Origin of the sequence: Metabacillus rhizosphaerae (assembly GCF_037201795.1) — a bacterium.
Classification (GTDB): domain Bacteria; phylum Bacillota; class Bacilli; order Bacillales; family Bacillaceae; genus Metabacillus; species Metabacillus rhizosphaerae.
Genome location: NZ_CP147403.1, coordinates 4,695,348 through 4,715,155, shown reverse-complemented (window position 1 = coordinate 4,715,155; position 19,808 = coordinate 4,695,348). Strand labels below are relative to the sequence as shown.

Annotated in this window: 16 protein-coding genes; 13 read left to right on the top strand and 3 right to left on the bottom strand. The window is 37.2% G+C overall.

From position 1 onward, the window contains the following. Positions 1 to 140 precede the first annotated feature (140 nt). From WCV66_RS22790 to WCV66_RS22780, 3 genes are all read left to right on the top strand, one after another. Entirely contained in the window at positions 141 to 413 is a 273-nt protein-coding gene (locus WCV66_RS22790; protein WP_338786957.1) for a YhdT family protein, read from the top strand. Then, a complete protein-coding gene (gene panF, locus WCV66_RS22785) occupies positions 410 to 1,858 on the top strand; it encodes a sodium/pantothenate symporter (protein ID WP_338786956.1) in 1,449 nt (482 codons plus the stop codon). Before WCV66_RS22790 ends, panF begins: the two co-directional genes overlap by 4 nt. A gap of 243 nt (positions 1,859 to 2,101) precedes the next feature. After that, entirely contained in the window at positions 2,102 to 3,307 is a 1,206-nt protein-coding gene (locus tag WCV66_RS22780; RefSeq protein ID WP_338786955.1) for an MFS transporter, read from the top strand. Positions 3,308 to 3,369: 62 nt separating this feature from the next. Here the strand turns inward: WCV66_RS22780 and WCV66_RS22775 are convergent, their stop codons facing one another. The 3 genes from WCV66_RS22775 to sigH form a co-directional block, all read right to left on the bottom strand. Then, positions 3,370 to 3,801 (bottom strand): SRPBCC family protein, encoded by a 432-nt coding sequence (locus WCV66_RS22775; protein WP_338786954.1) that lies wholly within the window; start codon positions 3,799 to 3,801, stop codon positions 3,370 to 3,372. 8 nt (positions 3,802 to 3,809) lie between these two features. Beyond that, complete coding sequence (locus tag WCV66_RS22770; protein ID WP_232328953.1) at positions 3,810 to 4,610, bottom strand: helix-turn-helix domain-containing protein; 801 nt, start codon at positions 4,608 to 4,610, stop codon at positions 3,810 to 3,812. Between the two features lie 229 nt (positions 4,611 to 4,839). Further along, positions 4,840 to 5,487, bottom strand: a complete 648-nt coding sequence (sigH, locus tag WCV66_RS22765; RefSeq protein WP_066325415.1) for an RNA polymerase sporulation sigma factor SigH — start codon at positions 5,485 to 5,487, stop codon at positions 4,840 to 4,842. A gap of 520 nt (positions 5,488 to 6,007) precedes the next feature. Between sigH and WCV66_RS22760 the strand changes: the two genes are divergently transcribed. From WCV66_RS22760 to WCV66_RS22715, 10 genes are all read left to right on the top strand, one after another. Next, positions 6,008 to 9,784, top strand: a complete 3,777-nt coding sequence (locus WCV66_RS22760) for a DUF6359 domain-containing protein (protein ID WP_338786953.1) — start codon at positions 6,008 to 6,010, stop codon at positions 9,782 to 9,784. 159 nt (positions 9,785 to 9,943) lie between these two features. After that, positions 9,944 to 11,341, top strand: a complete 1,398-nt coding sequence (locus WCV66_RS22755; RefSeq protein ID WP_338786952.1) for a sigma-54 interaction domain-containing protein — start codon at positions 9,944 to 9,946, stop codon at positions 11,339 to 11,341. Positions 11,342 to 11,353: 12 nt separating this feature from the next. Continuing rightward, entirely contained in the window at positions 11,354 to 12,205 is an 852-nt protein-coding gene (gene ablB / locus WCV66_RS22750; protein WP_338786951.1) for a putative beta-lysine N-acetyltransferase, read from the top strand. A gap of 276 nt (positions 12,206 to 12,481) precedes the next feature. Then, positions 12,482 to 13,882, top strand: a complete 1,401-nt coding sequence (gene ablA / locus WCV66_RS22745) for a lysine 2,3-aminomutase (RefSeq protein WP_338786950.1) — start codon at positions 12,482 to 12,484, stop codon at positions 13,880 to 13,882. Positions 13,883 to 13,907: 25 nt separating this feature from the next. Continuing rightward, positions 13,908 to 14,180, top strand: a complete 273-nt coding sequence (locus WCV66_RS22740) for a YokU family protein (protein ID WP_338786949.1) — start codon at positions 13,908 to 13,910, stop codon at positions 14,178 to 14,180. Positions 14,181 to 14,371: 191 nt separating this feature from the next. Then, positions 14,372 to 15,709, top strand: a complete 1,338-nt coding sequence (locus WCV66_RS22735) for an aspartate aminotransferase family protein (protein ID WP_338786948.1) — start codon at positions 14,372 to 14,374, stop codon at positions 15,707 to 15,709. Between the two features lie 69 nt (positions 15,710 to 15,778). After that, positions 15,779 to 16,426, top strand: a complete 648-nt coding sequence (locus tag WCV66_RS22730; protein ID WP_413789687.1) for a 3-oxoacid CoA-transferase subunit A — start codon at positions 15,779 to 15,781, stop codon at positions 16,424 to 16,426. Between the two features lie 83 nt (positions 16,427 to 16,509). Further along, positions 16,510 to 17,172 (top strand): 3-oxoacid CoA-transferase subunit B, encoded by a 663-nt coding sequence (locus WCV66_RS22725; protein ID WP_338786946.1) that lies wholly within the window; start codon positions 16,510 to 16,512, stop codon positions 17,170 to 17,172. 46 nt (positions 17,173 to 17,218) lie between these two features. Continuing rightward, positions 17,219 to 18,478: a peptidase gene (locus WCV66_RS22720; RefSeq protein WP_338789529.1), complete on the top strand. Its 1,260-nt coding sequence runs from the start codon at positions 17,219 to 17,221 to the stop codon at positions 18,476 to 18,478. 298 nt (positions 18,479 to 18,776) lie between these two features. Next, complete coding sequence (locus WCV66_RS22715) at positions 18,777 to 19,547, top strand: T7SS effector LXG polymorphic toxin (protein WP_338786945.1); 771 nt, start codon at positions 18,777 to 18,779, stop codon at positions 19,545 to 19,547. The last annotated feature ends 261 nt before the right edge of the window (positions 19,548 to 19,808 follow it).

The window sequence follows — 19,808 nt, the reverse complement described above, 5'->3', positions numbered from 1 at the left end:
TTACCTATAAAAGAACTACATTGTTGATGAAAAAAAGATAACAAGGTATGATATTCTTTTCTAATAATGGTGATAATTATTATCTTTTTTTTCAAGTACTGCTTTAAGGAACATAAGATAAGTGAGTGAGGGGGATTAATATGAAAGATAAACGATTTAAAATTGCCCATAAGGAAGCGAAAATAGGTATTGCACTTGTTATCTTTAATTTTATTTGGTGGTTCGGCTTTGCTTATGGATTAGGTTCTGGTGATCCAGCTCATTATAATTACATATTTGGACTGCCTGAATGGTTTTTCTATAGTTGTATATTAGGGTTTATTGTTATTGGGATACTTGTTATTTTAGCTGTGAAATTTCTCTTTTCAGATGTACCTTTTGAAGACGAAGAGGAAGGTGGTGAACGTACTTGAATTGGGGAGTTATTTTTCCGTTATTATTATTTCTTATTGTAATTTTTTTAATTGGGTTTTGGGCAAACAAATTTGTTAAATCAACTGATTCATTTCTTCAAGAATATTTTTTAGGAGGAAGGCAGTTAGGTGGCTTTGTTTTAGCGATGACAATGATTGCTACGTATGGAAGTGCTAGTAGCTTTATCGGAGGACCGGGTGTTGCTTATACGAGAGGGCTAGGATGGGTCCTTCTTTCAATGGCTCAGCTTTCGACAGGATATTTTGTCCTTATGGTGTTAGGTAAGAAGTTTGCGATTATGGCTCGGCAATATAAAGCGATAACCTTAATTGACTTTTTAAAGGGAAGATACCAGAGTCATGCGGTTGTAATCATTTCTGCAGTAAGTATTATTGTTTTTTTATTTTCAGCAATGGCTGCGCAATGGGTAGGCGGGGCAAGGCTGATAGAATCATTGACAGGGTTATCTTATACATCCGCATTGTTTATTTTTGCTGTATCTGTGCTTGTTTATGTCATTATTGGAGGATTTAGGGCAGTTGCGTTAACAGATGCGGTTCAAGGTGTCATTATGTTTATTGGAACTGCTGTGTTGTTAGTTGCTACAATAATTGCTGGCGGTGGAATCCCTAATATTATGGCTGACCTAGTGGCAGAGAATCCCAACTTAGTTTCGCCTTATGGGGCTGCTAGAGACTTAACACCACTTTATGTTTCTTCATTTTGGATATTAGTCGGAGTCGGGGTTGTTGGTCTTCCGCAAATTACGGTCAGAGCGATGTCCTATAAAAACTCTAAAGCAATGCATAAAGCGATTGTGATTGGTACGTTAGTCATTGGATTTATTATGCTGGGAATGCATTTAATCGGAGTGTTTGCGCGACCGATCTTGCCAGAAATTGAAGTGGGAGATACGGTTATGCCTACACTAACCTTGAAAGTTTTACCCCCATTACTTGCTGGACTTGTCCTTGCAGCACCAATGGCGGCAATCATGTCGACAGTAGACTCATTACTAATTTTAGTCAGTTCAGCCATAACAAAGGATATTTATTTGAATTACATTAACCCAAATGCAACAGAGGAACAAGTGAAAAGGACAAGTTTTTGGGTAACGACTATCATTGGAGTATCAGTTGTTTTGTTTGCATTAAGTCCGCCAGATTTACTAATATGGTTAAATCTATTTTCATTTGGTGGATTAGAATCAGTGTTTATTTGGCCGGTCGTGTTTGGACTTTATTGGAGCAAAGGCAATAAGTATGGTGCAATTTCATCAATGATAATTGGGATGGGTTCCTATATTATGTTTGACCGTTTATTACCAAATGCACTAGGGATGCATACAGTCGTTTTACCGATTTTCTTATCTCTTATAGTTTATGTCATCGTAAGTTTAATTTCTCATAAATCTATTCGTACAAAAAAGGCCATTGATTTTTAATCACTGCCTTTTTCTTAATTGGTCTATCTTATCACGTCATACTTAATTTTATGAATGGATCGTGATATGATATTCATGTAGTTCTCTATTTTTAACTAATTAACTAAGTAAAATATTCAGAAGGTCTACAAGCCTTTTTGTGGAATAAATATAGAATGGTCTTCTTAAGAGTATGGAATTGTTCCTGAAAATAATTGTTATACGCTTACCGGTCATTCACAGCTAGAGAAGGGAGGAATCGAGTTGGAAAAGAAAGACGTTCCTGTTCTTTGGACGAAATCGTTTATTTTACTTATCATAGGAAACCTATTTCTATTTATGAGTTTTATGATGCTAATGCCAACAATGCCTCCTCAGGCGAAAGCGCTTGGTGCATCTGACTTACAGATTGGACTTGTCACATCACTTTTTGCTGTTGCAGCAATTTTTGTCCGGCCATTTGTTGGTTTTGTGTTAGAGTCCAATAGCCGTAAATGGCTTGTTGTTGTTGGAGCTGTAGTTCTACTAATTTTAACGATTAGTTACTCCTTTACATACATGATTCTACTATTCCTTGCGGTTCGTTTTATTCACGGGTTTGCCTGGGGAGTGTCAACAACCGTAAATGGTACAGTAGCGGTTGAACTAGTCCCTTCAAAGAGAATTGGTGAAGGAGTAGGATATTTTGGGTTATCCGTAACTATTGGGATGATTGTTGCTCCTAGTGTGGGTATCTTTTTATATCAAAACTTTGGCTTTCAAACACTTATAATTGGTTCTGCAACACTAGGTATGATTGCGATTGTTACATTGGCACTCGGTAAGTATCATACTCCAAAGTCTGTTCAAGAAAAGACTTTTAATCCTAAGGAGTTTTCTTTTATTAGCGCTTTATTCGATAAAGATAGCTGGTTTCCAGCGGTTGTAACAATTCTATCTACATTTGGCTACGGAGCAATTGTTACATTTATCGTCATTTTTGGAGAAGAGCGTGGTATTGATCAAATCTTTTTATATTATTTCAGTAATGCGATTATGGCTACTATTGCTCGCCCAATTTCAGGGAAATGGTTTGATTCTAAGGGACCTTGGTCATTGATTGTTGTCTGTGCAGTGTTAACAATTGCAGGGCTGTGGGTTTTATCATACACTTATTCTGTTGGGATGCTTATTTTAGCAGGGTTTATATTTGGGGCAGGCTATGGATCAATGCTACCAGCACTCCAAGCTTGGGTATTATCAAAAACCAAGCCTGAGCAACGTGGTATTGCTAATGGCATGTATTATTCATCTATTGATTTAGGAATCGGTTTAAGTGCCATTCTTTTGGGTGTTGTATCTTCATATGTAGAATTAGGTACTGTCTTTCAAATTTCCAGTATTTGTTTTGTTATTGTCATAATGATGACAATGATTGATTACCGAAAACAAAAGCAAGTTAAGAAAAAACAATCAACAGCTACTGTTTAAAAATGTTAACGAATTACAAAAAGAAGGAGAAAACCAAGTGAAAATTGGTCCTCTCCTTCTTTTTAATTTCCCATTAATTTTTTAAGCCGCTTATAATCAGAGGTAACAGAGTGTTTGACCATTGCCTTCAATAAACCTTCAGCAACTTTAAAAAATTTACTTGCATCACCTTCGACAATAGCTGATACTTTTGTACCAGCAGCTGTAGGTTCAACAATCCGTGTCACCGTAATCGGGAATGAACTCTCAACACTATTAATTTTAATCAAATGATCTTTTTCAAACTGAATCACTTCAAAAGACGTATAAATTTTTTTACCTAAAAATGTAGCAACTTGTTCATACGTTGAGCCCTTTTGCAAAGGACCATCTGATGTAAAAGTAGCTTCAAGCATGCCACCTTGCCATTTAGGGTTGTTTTCAAAGTTTGCAATATAAGCAAAAATCTCTTGATGTGGTTTATTGATGTTAACCGACACATTTACTTTTATCATCTGATCACCTATGATTGTCTTTCTTCAGGAAGTTTGCCAGTTTCAACATACTCCTTTAAAAAGCTACCTAATAATTCCTCCCAGCCATGACTATGCATATCTTTCCAATTCGGATCTAGCAGACCTGCTGCTGTATGAGAAAGCTTTAATAAAGTAGAGTTTCCTTTTTCCTCTAATTTAAATGAGTAAGCACTGTTAACCGCACCACGCATTCCTAATAAACCATTTAAACGAATTTCTTCGTAAGCTTTCACATACGTAACAGTCCCCCAAATTGCACCTTCGCCATTACCTGCATCTTCAAGAAAGCTTCCTCCGACTTTAGGATCAAGGGTCAATATAGACTCTTGTCCAAATAAACGATATGCCCACCATTGATTGATATCTTTCGTTAACGAAGTAAATACCGTTTGACGATCTGCCTCAATCATTACCTCTTGCTCAATTTGAAAAGTATCATGCTTTAATGCTTGTTCCATTTGTTCATTTCTCCTCTCAGCTACTTGTTTTAATTTTAAAATTGAAGCGACATCGCTTGCTTGATATTTACTTACCCAGCGATCGTACATCTGTTGAAGGGGGACGACATTTATGAAGTTTAGTCGTGTGCGACCCTCTCTTCGAATTAAAATTAAGCTTGCCTCTTCTAATAAATTTAAATGCTTCATTACTGCAAATCTCGTAACATCCTGAAAACAGTTATTTAGCTCACCTGTTGTTCTTGGTCCATCCTTTAAAAAGTCTAAGATTTGTCTTCTAATCGGATGACCAAGTGCTTTGAAAATGTTCGTAAGTTGCTCGTCAATCATGCTACTCATCCTTAATTTTAAAAATAAGTTACCATTTGGTCACATTTAATTCGTGACTAAATAGTAACATAAAAGGGGTTTGTAAAACAAATGGAAAAAAATGGTGAACTAACTCAACCAAATCTGCATGAAAAATGATTTATATGTAGGAGTATTTGCTTATTAAAAAGGGGAAATAAGGACATAAAAAAAGACCGTCCACTGACAGTCCTGTACTGAAATATAGTGATTAGATAGCCGTTTTTATTTCTAGGTGTCGTTCTAGTTTCCTTTTTACTCGCTGAAGAGCATTATCAATCGACTTTATATGAGTGTTTAATTCTTCAGAAATTTCCACATAGGATTGACCATCCATATATAAGGTCAACACTTTTCTTTCCAAATCACTAAGCAATTCTGCTATTTTTAGTTCGATATAAGCAGCTTTTTCTTGATTAATAATTACTGCTTCCGGATTCGTTATTTTTTCTCCAGAAATCATATCCATAAGTGTGTATTTTGATTCCTCATTAGAAAGAGGCTTGTCCAGGGATACATACGAATTTAGTGGTCCATGTTTTTGACGAGTTGCAGTTTTGATTGCCGTTATTATTTGTCGTGTGATACAAAGTTCAGCAAAACCATAAAAAGAGGCCATCTTGTCCTCTTTAAAGTCACGAATCGCTTTATATAAACCAATCATTCCCTCTTGAACAAGATCTTCTTTATCTGCACCAATTAAAAAATAGGGTCTTGCCTTCATACGAACAAAATTTTGATATTTATTTATTAAAAATGCCAATGCCTCACTATCTCCACTTTGAGCCATCTCTATCAAAATTTTATCACCAATCTTAGCATAATTATTACTCTGTTGTACTCCGATGTCTATACTCACTTATACCCCTCCACAATTAACTCTATCTGATTAATGTTAATAAACTGATAGAGAAATTTTTTCGATTTAAATACTAGTTATATAGAAAGTAAAAGCGCATAAATTAAATAACGCTTGTTTAATCTTGATATCATATAATCAATTCTACATCTAAACTAAATTATAAAGAACAATAATTAAAAACGTTGTCGAAATATAATAGTGTTTAAAAAAAATTAGAACATCTATGTATTATGACATGTAAAGTTCGCATCATTGGGTTTTATTTTTAATAAATACTAGATTTCCCATCTAATATAGGAGTATCAGGATTTTAATTAGTTTATCAAATAAGGGAAAAGGAAATAATTTAAAAACAGCATCATCGACGAGAAAAAACAAATATTTACAAAGTCTAGTAAATTTGACTCGTTTTTTGTTTATTAAAGTATTTCTATGAAATTTTACATTCTATTTACAATACCTAAACAATACTATTGTAAGTTTAGACATGTATGAAAACAAATTAGGAGGCGAAATAATGGGGTATAAAGGAGTATATAGGATTCTATCATTTTTCATGATTCTAGCATTAGTACTACCAAGTCTGTTATTAAATTTTACACCAGAAGTAAAAGCGGAGGAAGCACCACTTACTGTTGCAGAGGCTATTGCAAGTAATTCAAGTATTGAGAATGTAACTGTAGAAGGATATATCATAGGATATACGACTGGCACAACTTCATTTGATTTTGAAGCACCGTTTGCTGGTAATACGAATATTGCGATAGCAGATGTATCCTCGGAAAAAGATGGCGCTAAAATTATGCCAGTACAGCTCCCTAGTTCCCCTAGTACTATTAGAGAAAACTTTGGACTAGTAACAAATCCTAGTATTGTTGGGAAAAAGGTTAGAATCACTGCAAAAATCGAAACCTATTTTTCTAAACCAGGTCTGAAATCACTAACCTCTATAGTATTTGTGGATGGAACTGACCCAGTTGATCCAGAGCCTGTAACACCAGGTGAACCTATTTCAATTGCGGATGCCCGGACAAAAACAGGACAAGAAGTGACCGTCATAGGTACAGTTACGGCTGACAATTCGGCTATTGGTGGTGGTAGATTATCTACATATATTCAAGATGAAACAGCGGGTATAAACATTTTTGCGTTAAATTCAGCTAGTTTTCCAGAATTAACTGAAGGCAAGCAAATTAAAATTACCGGTACGATTACTTCGTATAAGGGCTTAACCGAAATTGCACCAATCGCAAATGGGATTGAAGTTTTATCAGAAAATAATCAATTGCCACAAGCGAATGAAATGACATTAATAGATTTAAATAATGAAAGTATAGCAGAGCCAAAAGAAGGACAAATTGTTAAAGTAAAAGGTTATGTTAACAGTGTTCCCAGTTCACCTGCTGGTGGCGGATACAATGTTTCTGTAATTGACGAAGAATTTAATAGTACAACAATTCGAATTATGGAAGCAACGAGTGCGATTTCAGCAGTGGAAGCTAGAAAATGGTATGAATTTACCGGCGTGTTAAGTCAATATGATTCATACCAGGTATTACCTCGTAAGCAAGGGGATATTCAATTACTAGATCCACAACCAGAAGCACCACAATCTGCTGGAGAGTATTCTTCTACAGTGAAAAGTGTTGTTGATGGTGACACGATTCATTTAGAAACACCTGTTTTAGGATCAACAAAGGTTCGATATGTAAACATTGATACACCAGAAACCTATCATTCTCCACAAAATGAAGCAGATCAAAATCAATTAGATCATGGAAACAAAGCCAAAGCTTATTTAAATGAGCTTTTAAAGCCTGGTGATGAGGTTATTGTTAAACTTGGAGATGAAGTTACAGATGATTATGGGCGTTTATTAGCACAAGTCATTCGAAAAAGCGATAATTTGAACACAAACTTAGAGATGGTGAAAAAAGGATATGCATCAACTTACTTTATATGGCCAGTAGGTAATGAAGCTGATTACAATATGTTTCAAACAGCGGTAAAAGAAGCAAAAGCTGCAGGATTAGGCATTTGGAATCCAAATGATCTGTTAATGGAATTACCTTTTGCCTTCCGTGCGAGAGAAGAAGGGAAAGGGTTTACTAGATTTGTAGGAAACTCAGATACAAAGAAATATGTGACTCCAGAAGAATGGGAGAATGTACCGGTAGAAAAAAGAATTTTCTTTGCAAGTGCACAAGAAGCAGAAGTAAATGGCTATTCTGCAGGTAGTGGCAATGAAGAAGCTGACAATATTAGTGTTCAGTTATTAGGTGTGAATGACCTTCACGGTAAAGTAGATATTACGGGAACCGTAAGTGGTGTGAACTACGGCCGTATGGATTATCTAGCAGCACACTTACGTCAGCGTGAAACAACAAATCCGAATACTTTAATTGTCCATGCTGGTGATATGGTTGGTGGAAGCTCACCTGTATCTGCCCTATTACAAGACGAGCCAACAGTTGAAATGATGGAATCCATTGGATTTGATGTAGGTACTGTAGGAAACCACGAGTTTGATGAAGGTGTCGATGAAATGATGCGACTTATTAATGGAGGTGACCATGAAAATGGGACACCGAATTATGATGGAATTGACTTTCCTATGGTTGCAGCAAACGTAGAGTATAAAGAATCAGGTTCCTTAGTTTTGGATCCTTACGCAATTAAAGAAGTAGATGGGGCGAAAATTGGCTTTATTGGGGTAGCGACTGTCGATACACCAAACATGATCATATCAAAAGGAAATGAGCATATTCAATTCACAGATGAAGCGGAAGCTATAAACAAATATGTACCAGAGCTTCAAGAAAAAGATGTTGAAGCCATCGTCATTTTGGCGCATGTACCTGGGAACCAATCAGGTGAAACTGCTTCTGGTGATATCGCAAGCATCGCAACGAAAGTAAATGATGCAGTTGACGTTATTTTTGCAGCACATAACCATGTAAAGCTAAATGCTGTTGTTGATAATAAATTGATTGTCCAAGCATGGGAATATGGAAAAGCATTTTCTGATGTTGAGCTTGAAATCGATCGTTTATCAGGTGATATCGTAAAAAAATCTGCTGATATTGTGGATGTTGTTCAAACTGATATTACTCCAGATACAGAAGTGAAAGCCATTTTAGATAATTATTTAGAAGCAGTAGGTCCTAAACTAAACGAAGTAATTGGGGTAGCAGAATCAGAAATGGCCGGAGGATATACACAAAAAGGATTAATTGGTGACAATGCACTTGGAAACTTAATTGCAGATGGTATGGCTGCAGCAATGGATAGTGACTTCGCCTTAATGAATGGTGGGGGGATCCGTGATGATCTAAATGCGGGTGAGATAACATGGAATGAACTATTCAACATTCAACCATTCGGCAACACATTGGTTAAACTTGAAGTAACAGGTTCAGATATGCGAGCGATTATCAATAGCCAATTTAGCAGCTACGGTCCTGACGTAAGTATTGCTGGGTTTAGCTATACATGGGATAGCATGAAGGGATCCTATGGTGAAGTGATTGATATGTATTTACCAGATGGTTCAAAGCTAGATCCAGATAAGACATATACTGTTACGGTAAATAACTATATGTACCCTCATACTAGTGACAAATACCGTATTGCTGAGCTTGGTGAAAATCCTGTACAAGGTCAAGAAGACTTACAGGCTACAGTTGATTATGTGAAAAGTATCGAAGGGTCGATTGAGTATACCGCGGAAGGTCGTATTTCGGAAGATTTCACAGCACCAGTAACGACACATACTTTAACAGCACCAGATAAAGACAATGGTGAATACTCAGAAGAAGCAGGAATAACTCTAACTGCATCAGATGCTGGTGTTGGTTTAGGGCATATTGAATACAAACTAAATGATGGTCAATGGACAAAATATGAACAGTCTATCACCGTAAAAGATGAAGGTGAAAACACTTTATCTTATCGTGCGATTGATAAGGTTCATAATGTTGAAGATACGAAGACAGTAACATTTTTAATTAAACAGCCAACGATTGATGATGTGAGAAAACTCATAAAAGAAAAAGATTTAAATCGCGGATTAGAACGGGCTCTTTCCATTCAAATTGGAAGGGTTGAAAATAACCTAGAGTTAGCTGAGAGGTATCCTCAATTTGAGGAACTTTATACAAACCGTGCAATTTCTATTCTTGGCACTTTGTCAAAAATGGTTAAACACTTACCGACAAAGCAAATATCAGATCAAGAGAAGCAAGAAATTGCAGATCTTCTAGATGAAGTTATTTTTAGTATCGAAGATAAATAACAAATAAGTTTTTGGACTACTAGTCTTATTACTAGTAGTCTTTTTCTATACTTAGAGGGGATAAGAATAGTTGTAAAAAGTTTTTAATATCAATAGATATAAAGATGAAGTTTTAGTGAGAGATCTTTCTCTTTCTAGAAAGAATCGAGGTGTCCTCATATGTTTTTAGAGTCTTTTGAAACAAAGCAAATGCTTGAAGCAATTTTAGGAAGTATTGACGAAGCGATTCATGCCGTTAACTCTGAAGGCATAACGATTTTTTATAATAAGGTCGCTGCAATTCATGACGGAGTCGAGATTGATGAAGTACTTGGGAAGCATGTACTTGATGTATTTCCATCATTAACGAGTCAAACAAGTACGCTTTTGAAAGTCATCGAAACCGGAAAACCGATCTACCAACAATCCCAAACCTATAAAAATAGTAAAGGACAATTAATTGATACAGTAAACACAACGATACCGATACATGTAGGGGAACGAAATGTTGGAGCGGTTGAGATTGCAAAGGATTTATCAAAGGTAAAACAATTAGCTGAGAAGCTTATTGAGCTTCAACAAAAAGTGAATAATAAAAAAGCGAAACCGTCATCTACTTCAGGAGCAACATATAAATGGGATGATCTTATTACGAACTGTGATTCAATGAAAAATGTAAAGATGTTAGGAAAACGGGCTGCAGAAAGTTCTTCTCCTGTAATGATATACGGTGAAACCGGGACAGGAAAGGAATTACTTGTTCAGTCTATTCACAATGAATCCTCGCGTAAAAATGGACCGTTTATCGCACAAAACTGTTCGTCTTTACCAGAATCCTTACTAGAAAGTATATTATTTGGAACGAAAAAAGGTAGTTTTACGGGGGCTGTTGATCGAGCTGGTTTGTTTGAACTTGCCCATGGTGGTACGCTATTTCTTGATGAAATTCATACGATGCCATTAGACTTTCAAACAAAGCTTTTACGTGTACTAGAGGATGGGATAATTAGGAGAGTTGGGGGCATTGAGTCGTATGTCGTTGATGTGAGAATCATTGTTGCAATGAATGAGCATCCATTTGTGTGTATCGAAAAGAAGCTATTACGTTCTGATTTATATTTCCGCTTAAATGTCTTTTTTATTGAGCTCCCACCCTTAAGAGAAAGAAAAGGGGATATCCCTATATTGGTGGATCATTTTATTAAAAAGTATAACTATCTCCTCAATAAGCTCGTCATCAATGTTGATCAAAAGGTACTTGCCAAGCTTGAAAAACATCATTGGCAAGGGAATGTCCGTGAATTAGAGCATACAATTGAATATGCAGTGAATATGACAGACGGTGACATGATGACATTGAATGATTTGCCCGCTTTTTTTAAAGAATCGGCAACAGACGAAAGGATTAACTTAAAGCCATTAAGAGTAACTGTTGAACAGACAGAAAAAAGGCTAATTCAACAGGCATTAAGAGTAACGAAAGGAAATGTCCTCAAAGCCTCATCCATCTTAGAACTCCCAAGACAAACACTTCAATATAAAATGAAAAAGTACAGTATTCAAGCAGAACAAACATAGAGGAGGGTGGGCATGAAACCAGCCTATGAAACGAAAAGTATAAAAACCTTGGATTATTCAGTCCTGCTTTATCTTGATTTTTTTAATGAACGACTACGTGTCGATAATTACCGAGGAAATATGTCAATGATACTTCATGAGCTTAATCAAATACTCGACAAAAACTCGTTTACGAAAGTGATCTTTTTTGCAAGACCTGAGCATTGGCAGCAATTATTAACAAGAGGATTTGAACTAGAAGCAATTATTAAAGGTTTTTTCAATGGTACGGACAATTATGTAATGACCTGTTACAAAGAGATTGGCCGGAGAACGAATAAATACTGGATACAAGAAGATTCAATCCTTCATACAATCCAGGAAAAGGAAAAAAAACAAATAGAAGCGACGATACCTGATCACTATCATTTCCGAAAAGCAACCAGTTTAGACGCGAAGAAGCTTGCCGAGCTTTATGCTTTGGTGTTTGAAATTTATCCAACTCCGATGAATGATCCAAAATATGTAAAAAGTATGATTGAGGCCGGAACCATTTTCTATATTGTTGAATGTGACAAACAGCTTGTCAGTGCAGCTTCAGCAGAAATAAATCGTGTTTTTCATCATGCTGAAATAACCGATTGTGCGACATTACCTGAACATAGAAAATATGGATTGATGAAAAAACTACTTATTCATCTCGAAGCAGATCTAAAAAGTAGCGGCATTTTTTGTGCATTTTCGATTGCACGAGCCCTTTCGTTTGGGATGAATGCAGCTTTTTATCAGCTTGGCTATCAGTACAACGGAAGATTAACGAACAACTGCTATATTTTTGATAAGTTAGAAGACATGAATGTTTGGGTAAAGGATCTGTCCGGATAGGTGAAAAAATATAGAAAAAAGTAATATGCCAGTTTTTAAGCACAATGCCAAATTTCAGGCAGGATAGATGTAGAACAAATATAAGAGATCTGCCAGTTATTCGGCAGTTATACTCAGTTACATGTACCACCTTAGGTTCATTTATAAGATGGTACGATTCAATTGTCATGACTCTCAACTTTTTCGAAGAGCTTTCATAGGATCCCCCCCTTTTTAAGTTGTTGGCACGATTCTTGCAATATAATTTGTGAACAGCAAACTAAGGGGGAATCTAACATGTTACATGATTTATATAAACCGAAACGGCACTGGAAAGACATTGGATTATGGAAAGATGTGCCAGAGGAAAAATGGAATGATTGGATTTGGCAGTTAACAAATACGATTCGCACTCTTGATGACTTAAAAAAAGTTATTGACTTAACACCTGAAGAAGAAGAAGGAGTTCGAATTTCTACAAAAACAATTCCACTAAATATTACCCCATACTATGCAGCTTTAATGAACCAAACTGATGTAAGATGTCCAATTAGAATGCAATCCGTTCCGATAGGGGAAGAAATACACAAAACGAAATATGATTTGGAAGACCCGCTTGAAGAGGATGAAGATTCACCTGTTGCAGGCCTAACACATCGATACCCTGATCGTGTTTTGTTTCTCGTCACAAACCAATGCTCAATGTATTGTCGTTATTGTACCAGAAGACGCTTTTCGGGTCAGATTGGCATGGGCGTTCCGAAAAAACAGCTAGACGGAGCGATTGACTATATTCGCAAAACACCAGAAGTTCGCGATGTATTACTTTCAGGTGGAGACGGATTATTAATTAATGACAACATTCTTGAATATATTTTAAAAAACCTAAGAGAAATTCCACACGTCGAAATTATCCGAATTGGCACAAGAGCGCCAGTTGTCTTCCCACAGAGAATTACGGAAAATCTCTGCTCAATATTAAAAAAATATCATCCAGTTTGGCTTAATACCCATTTCAATACGTCAATTGAAATTACGGAAGAATCAAAACGTGCTTGTGAAATGCTTGTTGATGCAGGAGTTCCTGTTGGCAACCAGGCAGTTATTTTAGCGGGTATAAACGACAGTGTCCCAATTATGAAAAAACTAATGCATGATTTAGTGAAAATTCGTGTCCGTCCATATTATATTTATCAATGTGATTTATCTGAGGGGATTGGACATTTCCGAGCACCGATATCAAAAGGGCTTGAGATTATTGAGGGGTTACGCGGACACACAAGTGGATATGCAGTACCAACCTTTGTCGTCGATGCACCTGGTGGTGGAGGTAAAATTACTTTACAGCCAAATTATCTGATTTCTCAAAGTCCTACAAAGACAGTTTTACGCAATTTTGAAGGTGTTATTACCACTTACCCAGAACCAGAAAATTATGTTGCTGGGCGTGCAGATGATTATTTTAATGGAATTTATCAAAGCCACGATATGAAACCAGCGAAAACAGGAATTAGTGGCTTATTAAATGATGAGCAATTTAATCTTGTTCCAGATTCACTTGATCGCTATGATCGCAGACAGAGTTTTCAACAAAGCCCAACTTATTCAACATTGAAAGAGAAGCGTGAAAAGCGTGATGAATTAAAAGAGAAAAAGTATCAAGCACAACTAAAAAAGGAAAACAAAGACACGGAGTAACTAACTTAGGAGGTGTGTGAATGACATGAACTGTGAATGGTGTGATGAGTCAACAGTCGAAGAAATCACCTGTACCGTTTATTGGGAACTTCCAGATGGAACACGTGCAATTGAAATAACCGATACACCTGGAATGAAGTGTTCTTCATGTGGAATGGAATATCAATCAGAAGATACGATTGAGGCGCTCGAAGATCAGCTTTTATTAATTGATACGAGTAAGCTTGGAAAAGAAGTTTCTTATGAATCATTGATGGCTCAACCGAAATTGTTAAAAAGAAATTATTTTAAATTTTAGTTTAAGCTAATTTGTAGCTTCAGTGCGGTTGAGAAATATGCCGAAAATTGTAGAGTGGTCGATATCTTGTTGATGTCGGACAATAAAAATAAAAACTAGATAATAAAACGGTATGTTTGGACAATAAAAACATCACATTCAGACAATATATCTTAATTATGAAAACCGCAAAGTTGAAAGAGGTGATTCGTATGAAACGTTCGTTATTGATTAAACCAATGATGAATGACATGTACCCAACTGCTACCCATGGTGATGGGATCTATCTGTATGATGATACTGGAAAGAGGTATATAGATGGGTCCTCAGGTGCTGTCACAGCAAGTATTGGTCATCGGGTGCCTGAAATTATTGAAGCGATGCATGAGCAAGCAAAAAAGATCTCCTTTGTGTATCGTTCACAATTTACATCAGAGCCAGCAGAGAAGCTCGCCCGAAAATTAAATGAGCTAGTAGATGCCAATCAGGACTATTGGTCATTCTTCGTCAATAGTGGCTCTGAGGCAACAGAAACGGCGATGAAGATTGCCATCCAGCATTGGCAGGAGCAAGGAGATTTTCGGAAACATAAAATTCTATCACGCTGGGTAAGTTATCACGGCATCACGCTTGGAGCCTTGTCAATGTCAGGGCATGTCAAAAGACGGGAACGGTTTGTACCATTATTAGAAGACTTCCCAAGCGTATCACCTCCATATTGTTACCGCTGTCCATTTAAGCAAATATATCCTGATTGTCAGTTGTTTTGTGCCAATGAATTAGAAACAGCGATTACCCGGATCGGTGCCGAGCATATTGCAGCATTTATTGCTGAACCAATTATAGGTGCTGCTGGTGGTGTCATTGTTCCGCCAAAAGGCTATTATCAACAATTATTAGACATTTGTGAACGAAATAACATTTTATTTATTGCTGATGAAGTGATGACAGGCATTGGCCGTACCGGGAAAATGTTAGGGATGGATCATTGGGGAATAAAGCCTGATATTATCGCTCTTGGAAAGGGAATGAGTGCAGGCTATACAGCGATCGCAGCTTCGCTTGCTAGTGAGAAGGTTATGAAACCCATTTTACTTGGTTCAGGGTCGATTATGAGCGGTCATACCTATAGCGCTAATCCGCAATCTGCTGCGGTTGCCTTAGCGGTACTAGAATATATAGAAACGAATAGATTGGTAGAAAAAGTGGAAGAAAGTGGCGTCTACTTGCTACAAAAGCTACAAGAACTAAAAAACAGGGTTGACATAATTGGTGATGTTCGTGGAAAAGGTTTAATGATTGGTGTGGAGTTTGTCGCCGATCACAAGACAAAGCAACCGTTTAGTGCAAAAGCTGACATTACAAGTAAAGTTGTTGAAAAAGCTAGAGACAAAGGACTGCTTATTTATCCGGCATCTGCGGGGAACGAGGGAGTTAATGGTGATGCAGTGATAATTTCTCCGCCGTTTGTCATTACAAAACCAGAAATGGATCAATTAGTTGATATTTTCAAAGAAACGCTACTTGAGGTTCAGCATGACCTTAGTTAGGGGGATGAGGATGTGACGACAACACCTCCAAAGAGATCAATCAATAAAGTTGGCAGCATTGAAGATGCAATGGTCCATATCCAAGATGGATGTACCATCATGTTCGGCGGATTCGGAGGAATCGGTAATCCTCCAACAGTTATAAATGGAATCCTTGAAAAAGGGGTTAACGATTTAACCTTGATTGGAAATGATAGCGGATTTCCTGACATCGGAATTGGCCGGCTGGTGAGTCAAGGTAGAGCAAATAGACTAATCGTTTCACATATTGGCTCAAATCCAGTCGCAGGTCAATTAATGATGGAGGGGAAAATGGAGGTTGAATTTTCACCACAAGGAACTTTAGCTGAACGGATTCGTGCGGGCGGCGTTGGTCTCGCTGGGATTTTAACAGATATTGGGCTTGATAGTATGGTAGAGGAAGGGAAGCAAAAGGTGACGGTTAACGGGCGGGAGTATTTACTTGAATCAGCATTAACAGCTGATATCGCAATTGTCTACGCGAAAAAAGCCGATACTTTTGGCAATCTAATCTATGAAACGAGCGCCCGTAACACCAACCCATTAGTAGCAATGGCAGGGAGATATACAATTGCCGAGGTCGAAGAAATTGTTGAGATAGGTGAGCTTGATCCAGAAAGGATCGTTACACCAGGGATATATGTGGATCTTGTTGTACAGAGTTCTGGGGTTGATTGGAAGTGGGCGTGGGAATAAGTGAGTGCCTGTCACCACCCGAGTTTTGTAAGAAATTGTCGAAGAAAGGCAGTGTAGAACTTTGTGCATAGGGGTGATAGGAAATGAGCATGGGTCATGATATAAGAAACCGAATTGCAAAACGAGCAGCAAAGGAAATTAAAGACGGCATGATTGTCAATTTAGGAATTGGGATTCCTTCACTAGTTCCTAATCACCTTTCACATGACGTTTATGTGATGTTCCATGCGGAGAATGGAATACTTGGAATGGGTAAATCACCAGATAAGGGTGAAGAGGATCCAACATTATGTAATGCTGGAGGATTTCCAGTAACAATTGTCCCTGGGGCTTCTTATTTTGACAGTGCTACTGCATTTGGGATGATTCGTTCAGGTTATTTGGATATAACGATACTTGGTGGGCTCGAAGTAAGTGAAAAAGGTGATTTGGCAAATTGGATTGTTCCAGGAAAAAGAGTACCGGGACTTGGTGGGGCGATGGAGCTTGCTAAAAAAGCGAAAAAAGTAATTGTGGTGATGAATCATTGTAATAAAAAAGGTGAACCGAAAATTTTGAAGACCTGTACTTTGCCTTTAACCGCAAAAGCGTGTGTCAGTATGATTATTACAGATATGGCTGTAATTGAAGTAACAGATAAGGGACTGTTATTAAAAGAAGTTATGGCACCCTTTACAGCAGAAGAAGTCACGCTTAAAACGGACGCACCATTGATGATTTCTGAAGAGATCAAAACTGTTACCTAAATTGGAACTCTTATAGGAGGAGAGTAGAGTGAGTGATGAGCGTTCAATGTTACAAACTCAGATTAATCAATGGCTAACATCTAACCGAGAACATGGTGTCAAGCTCCTACAGAAATTAGTGCAAGCTGATAGTATACAGGGAAATGAACAGCAAGCACAAAAGGTTGTCATTAAAACATTGCATAAAATTGGATTAAAGGTTGATGTCTGGGAGCCTGATGGGAACGAATTAAGTAAACATCCTGATTTTTCCTCGTCTCGGCAGGAGTTTATTGGCAGTCCAAATGTTGTCGGCATTTTAAAAGGAACAGGTGAAGGACGTTCCCTTATATTAAATGGTCATATAGATGTTGTTCCTGAAGGAGACTTAGAACAATGGGAACATGCCCCTTATAGTGGAAAAATCATTGATGGGAAACTATATGGACGTGGTGCCACCGATATGAAAGGTGGCAATGTTTCACTTCTTTTAGCTTTATCTGCGCTTCGTGCCCTTGGAATTCCTTTAAAAGGAGATGTTATTTTTCAAAGTGTGATTGAGGAGGAAAGCGGCGGTTTAGGCACATTGGCTGCAATTTTACGAGGTTATAAGGCAGATGCGGCGATTATTCCCGAACCGACTAATATGAAAATCTTCCCTAAACAACAAGGGTCAATGTGGTTTCAAATTCAAGTGAAAGGCCTTTCAGCTCATGGCGGTACACGCTATGAAGGTGTAAGTGCAATTGAAAAAGCATTTCTTGTTGTAGAACATATTCGCGAGCTAGAAAAACGTAGAAATGAGAGGATTAATGACCCGCTATATAGTAACATTCCAATTCCAATTCCGATCAATATTGGAAAAATTGCGGGCGGAGATTGGCCCTCATCTGTTGCTGATCGTGTGAAGCTAGAAGGGCGAATGGGTATCTCTCCTGAGGAATCGATGGAAGAAGCAAAACATGAGATGGAAAGCTGGCTCTTAACATTAAAAGAACTAGATCCATGGTTTAATGAACATCCCGTTACTCTCGACTGGTTTGGTGCAAGGTGGGTTCCAGGTGCAATTGACATCGAGCATGTATTTGTTGAAAAATTGACATCTTGCTATCAAAAGGTTTTAGGTTTTGCACCAATTGTTGAAGCATCTCCATGGGGGACAGACGGAGGTCTATTAACTAAGGTTGGATTTACTCCAACAATCGTTTTTGGACCGGGTGTAACTGAAAATGCACATTTTCCAAATGAATATATTGAAATTGACAAAGTGTTTGAAGTTGCAGAGATAATTGCATTAACCATTGTTGATTGGTGTGAAGTAGGATAAGTGAAGATGTTTACCTATTTTATAAATTGATTAGCCCTTGATTATTCCATGTGGAGTCCATTAAAAGTAAAAAAGAAACTAACGGCCTACAGTAAATAGTTGTTTTTGCATACGGGTATGCCTATTAATGAGAAACCTTTACGTCACATACTTATCTCCTACTTTTTTAAAAAAATAAATGAATCGCTTGAAAAATAGTACTGTTGAACGTAGGAAAGGTAAGGAAAAATGGTTCATGTGAATAGTGGAAACACCAATGTATAATTGTATCTGAAGATCAAAGAAGGGAAAGGTACCTGTGAAAGTTTTTGATGCAAAGACATTAGTAGATTCCATGGAAGCAAGGGCTAGGCAGTACCAGGAACTTCGTGATAATCTTGAACAATTAAAACAGAAATGTCAGGATGTTGTGAATCTTGATGAAAACTTTATGGGAGAGGGAGCTACTGCCATAAAAGAATTTTATCAAGCACAAATTGACGTTATAGAAGCATGGATTTCTCTTATAACTAAACGAATCTCATTTTTTAATGGAATCGGTGGTACAACCGAGGCTAGGGACTTAGCTGGAGAAACAATGATTTATATCCCATTTCTTGAAGATGGACTACCCCATTCTGCTAACCTCTCAGAAGAAATCGTTTTAGCCCAACACTCCACACTAACTTCTATTTTTAAACAAATTGGTGACCTGATTGAACTTGAAGTATTTTCAAAAGACCGTTTTGAAGAGAGTACTGATCGTGCAGAAATGATGCGCAGAGACACGATACGTGCATTGGATAACTTAGATCATGAACTTAAAACAGAATACCAAACAACTGAAGCAGACGAACAATATGTCACAACCCTGTTTCGGCAACTCCAAGAATCCTCTCGTCAAGGAGTTCAAATCTCACCACTACACTTTAACAATGAAGTCTACAAGACAAGCGAAGTCTATCAATTAAAAAAACAAGCAGACCTCAAAGCTAAGGAATATCTAACCTTTAAAGACGAGCAAGAAAAATTTAGAGAAGAGCTGAGGAAGCAAAAGGAATTAGAAAATCAGCTATCAAATGATAGTTAAACAGATCCGAATGAGTTTACTAGTGATAAAAATGATATTAAAGTAGCAAAATACGAGTTGAATCTAGTCCCTAAAACTGAACCATTATCTTTAGAAATTTCAGATAATGGTTCAGTTTTTTTATACTATCAGAAATTATATTTTATGGTTGATAATAAAAAAAAACTAATGCTTTCTCCATTAAGACTTGGCGACAAGCAAGTTTTTCTAATATGCGCTTAAAATTTGAGGGACAGTAGCGCCAGACATAGAAACTGTAAA

Excerpts from the sequence above, each read along its gene's own strand:
- WCV66_RS22790 (WP_338786957.1), top strand. The coding sequence starts at position 141 with ATGAAAGATAAACGATTTAAAATTGCCCATAAGGAAGCGAAAATAGGT.
- WCV66_RS22775 (WP_338786954.1), bottom strand. The coding sequence starts at position 3,801 with ATGATAAAAGTAAATGTGTCGGTTAACATCAATAAACCACATCAAGAG.
- WCV66_RS22770 (WP_232328953.1), bottom strand. The coding sequence starts at position 4,610 with ATGATTGACGAGCAACTTACGAACATTTTCAAAGCACTTGGTCATCCG.
- WCV66_RS22760 (WP_338786953.1), top strand. The coding sequence starts at position 6,008 with ATGGGGTATAAAGGAGTATATAGGATTCTATCATTTTTCATGATTCTA.
- WCV66_RS22755 (WP_338786952.1), top strand. The coding sequence starts at position 9,944 with ATGTTTTTAGAGTCTTTTGAAACAAAGCAAATGCTTGAAGCAATTTTA.
- ablB (WP_338786951.1), top strand. The coding sequence starts at position 11,354 with ATGAAACCAGCCTATGAAACGAAAAGTATAAAAACCTTGGATTATTCA.
- ablA (WP_338786950.1), top strand. The coding sequence starts at position 12,482 with ATGTTACATGATTTATATAAACCGAAACGGCACTGGAAAGACATTGGA.
- WCV66_RS22740 (WP_338786949.1), top strand. The coding sequence starts at position 13,908 with ATGAACTGTGAATGGTGTGATGAGTCAACAGTCGAAGAAATCACCTGT.
- WCV66_RS22735 (WP_338786948.1), top strand. The coding sequence starts at position 14,372 with ATGAAACGTTCGTTATTGATTAAACCAATGATGAATGACATGTACCCA.
- WCV66_RS22730 (WP_413789687.1), top strand. The coding sequence starts at position 15,779 with ATGGTCCATATCCAAGATGGATGTACCATCATGTTCGGCGGATTCGGA.
- WCV66_RS22725 (WP_338786946.1), top strand. The coding sequence starts at position 16,510 with ATGAGCATGGGTCATGATATAAGAAACCGAATTGCAAAACGAGCAGCA.
- WCV66_RS22720 (WP_338789529.1), top strand. The coding sequence starts at position 17,219 with ATGTTACAAACTCAGATTAATCAATGGCTAACATCTAACCGAGAACAT.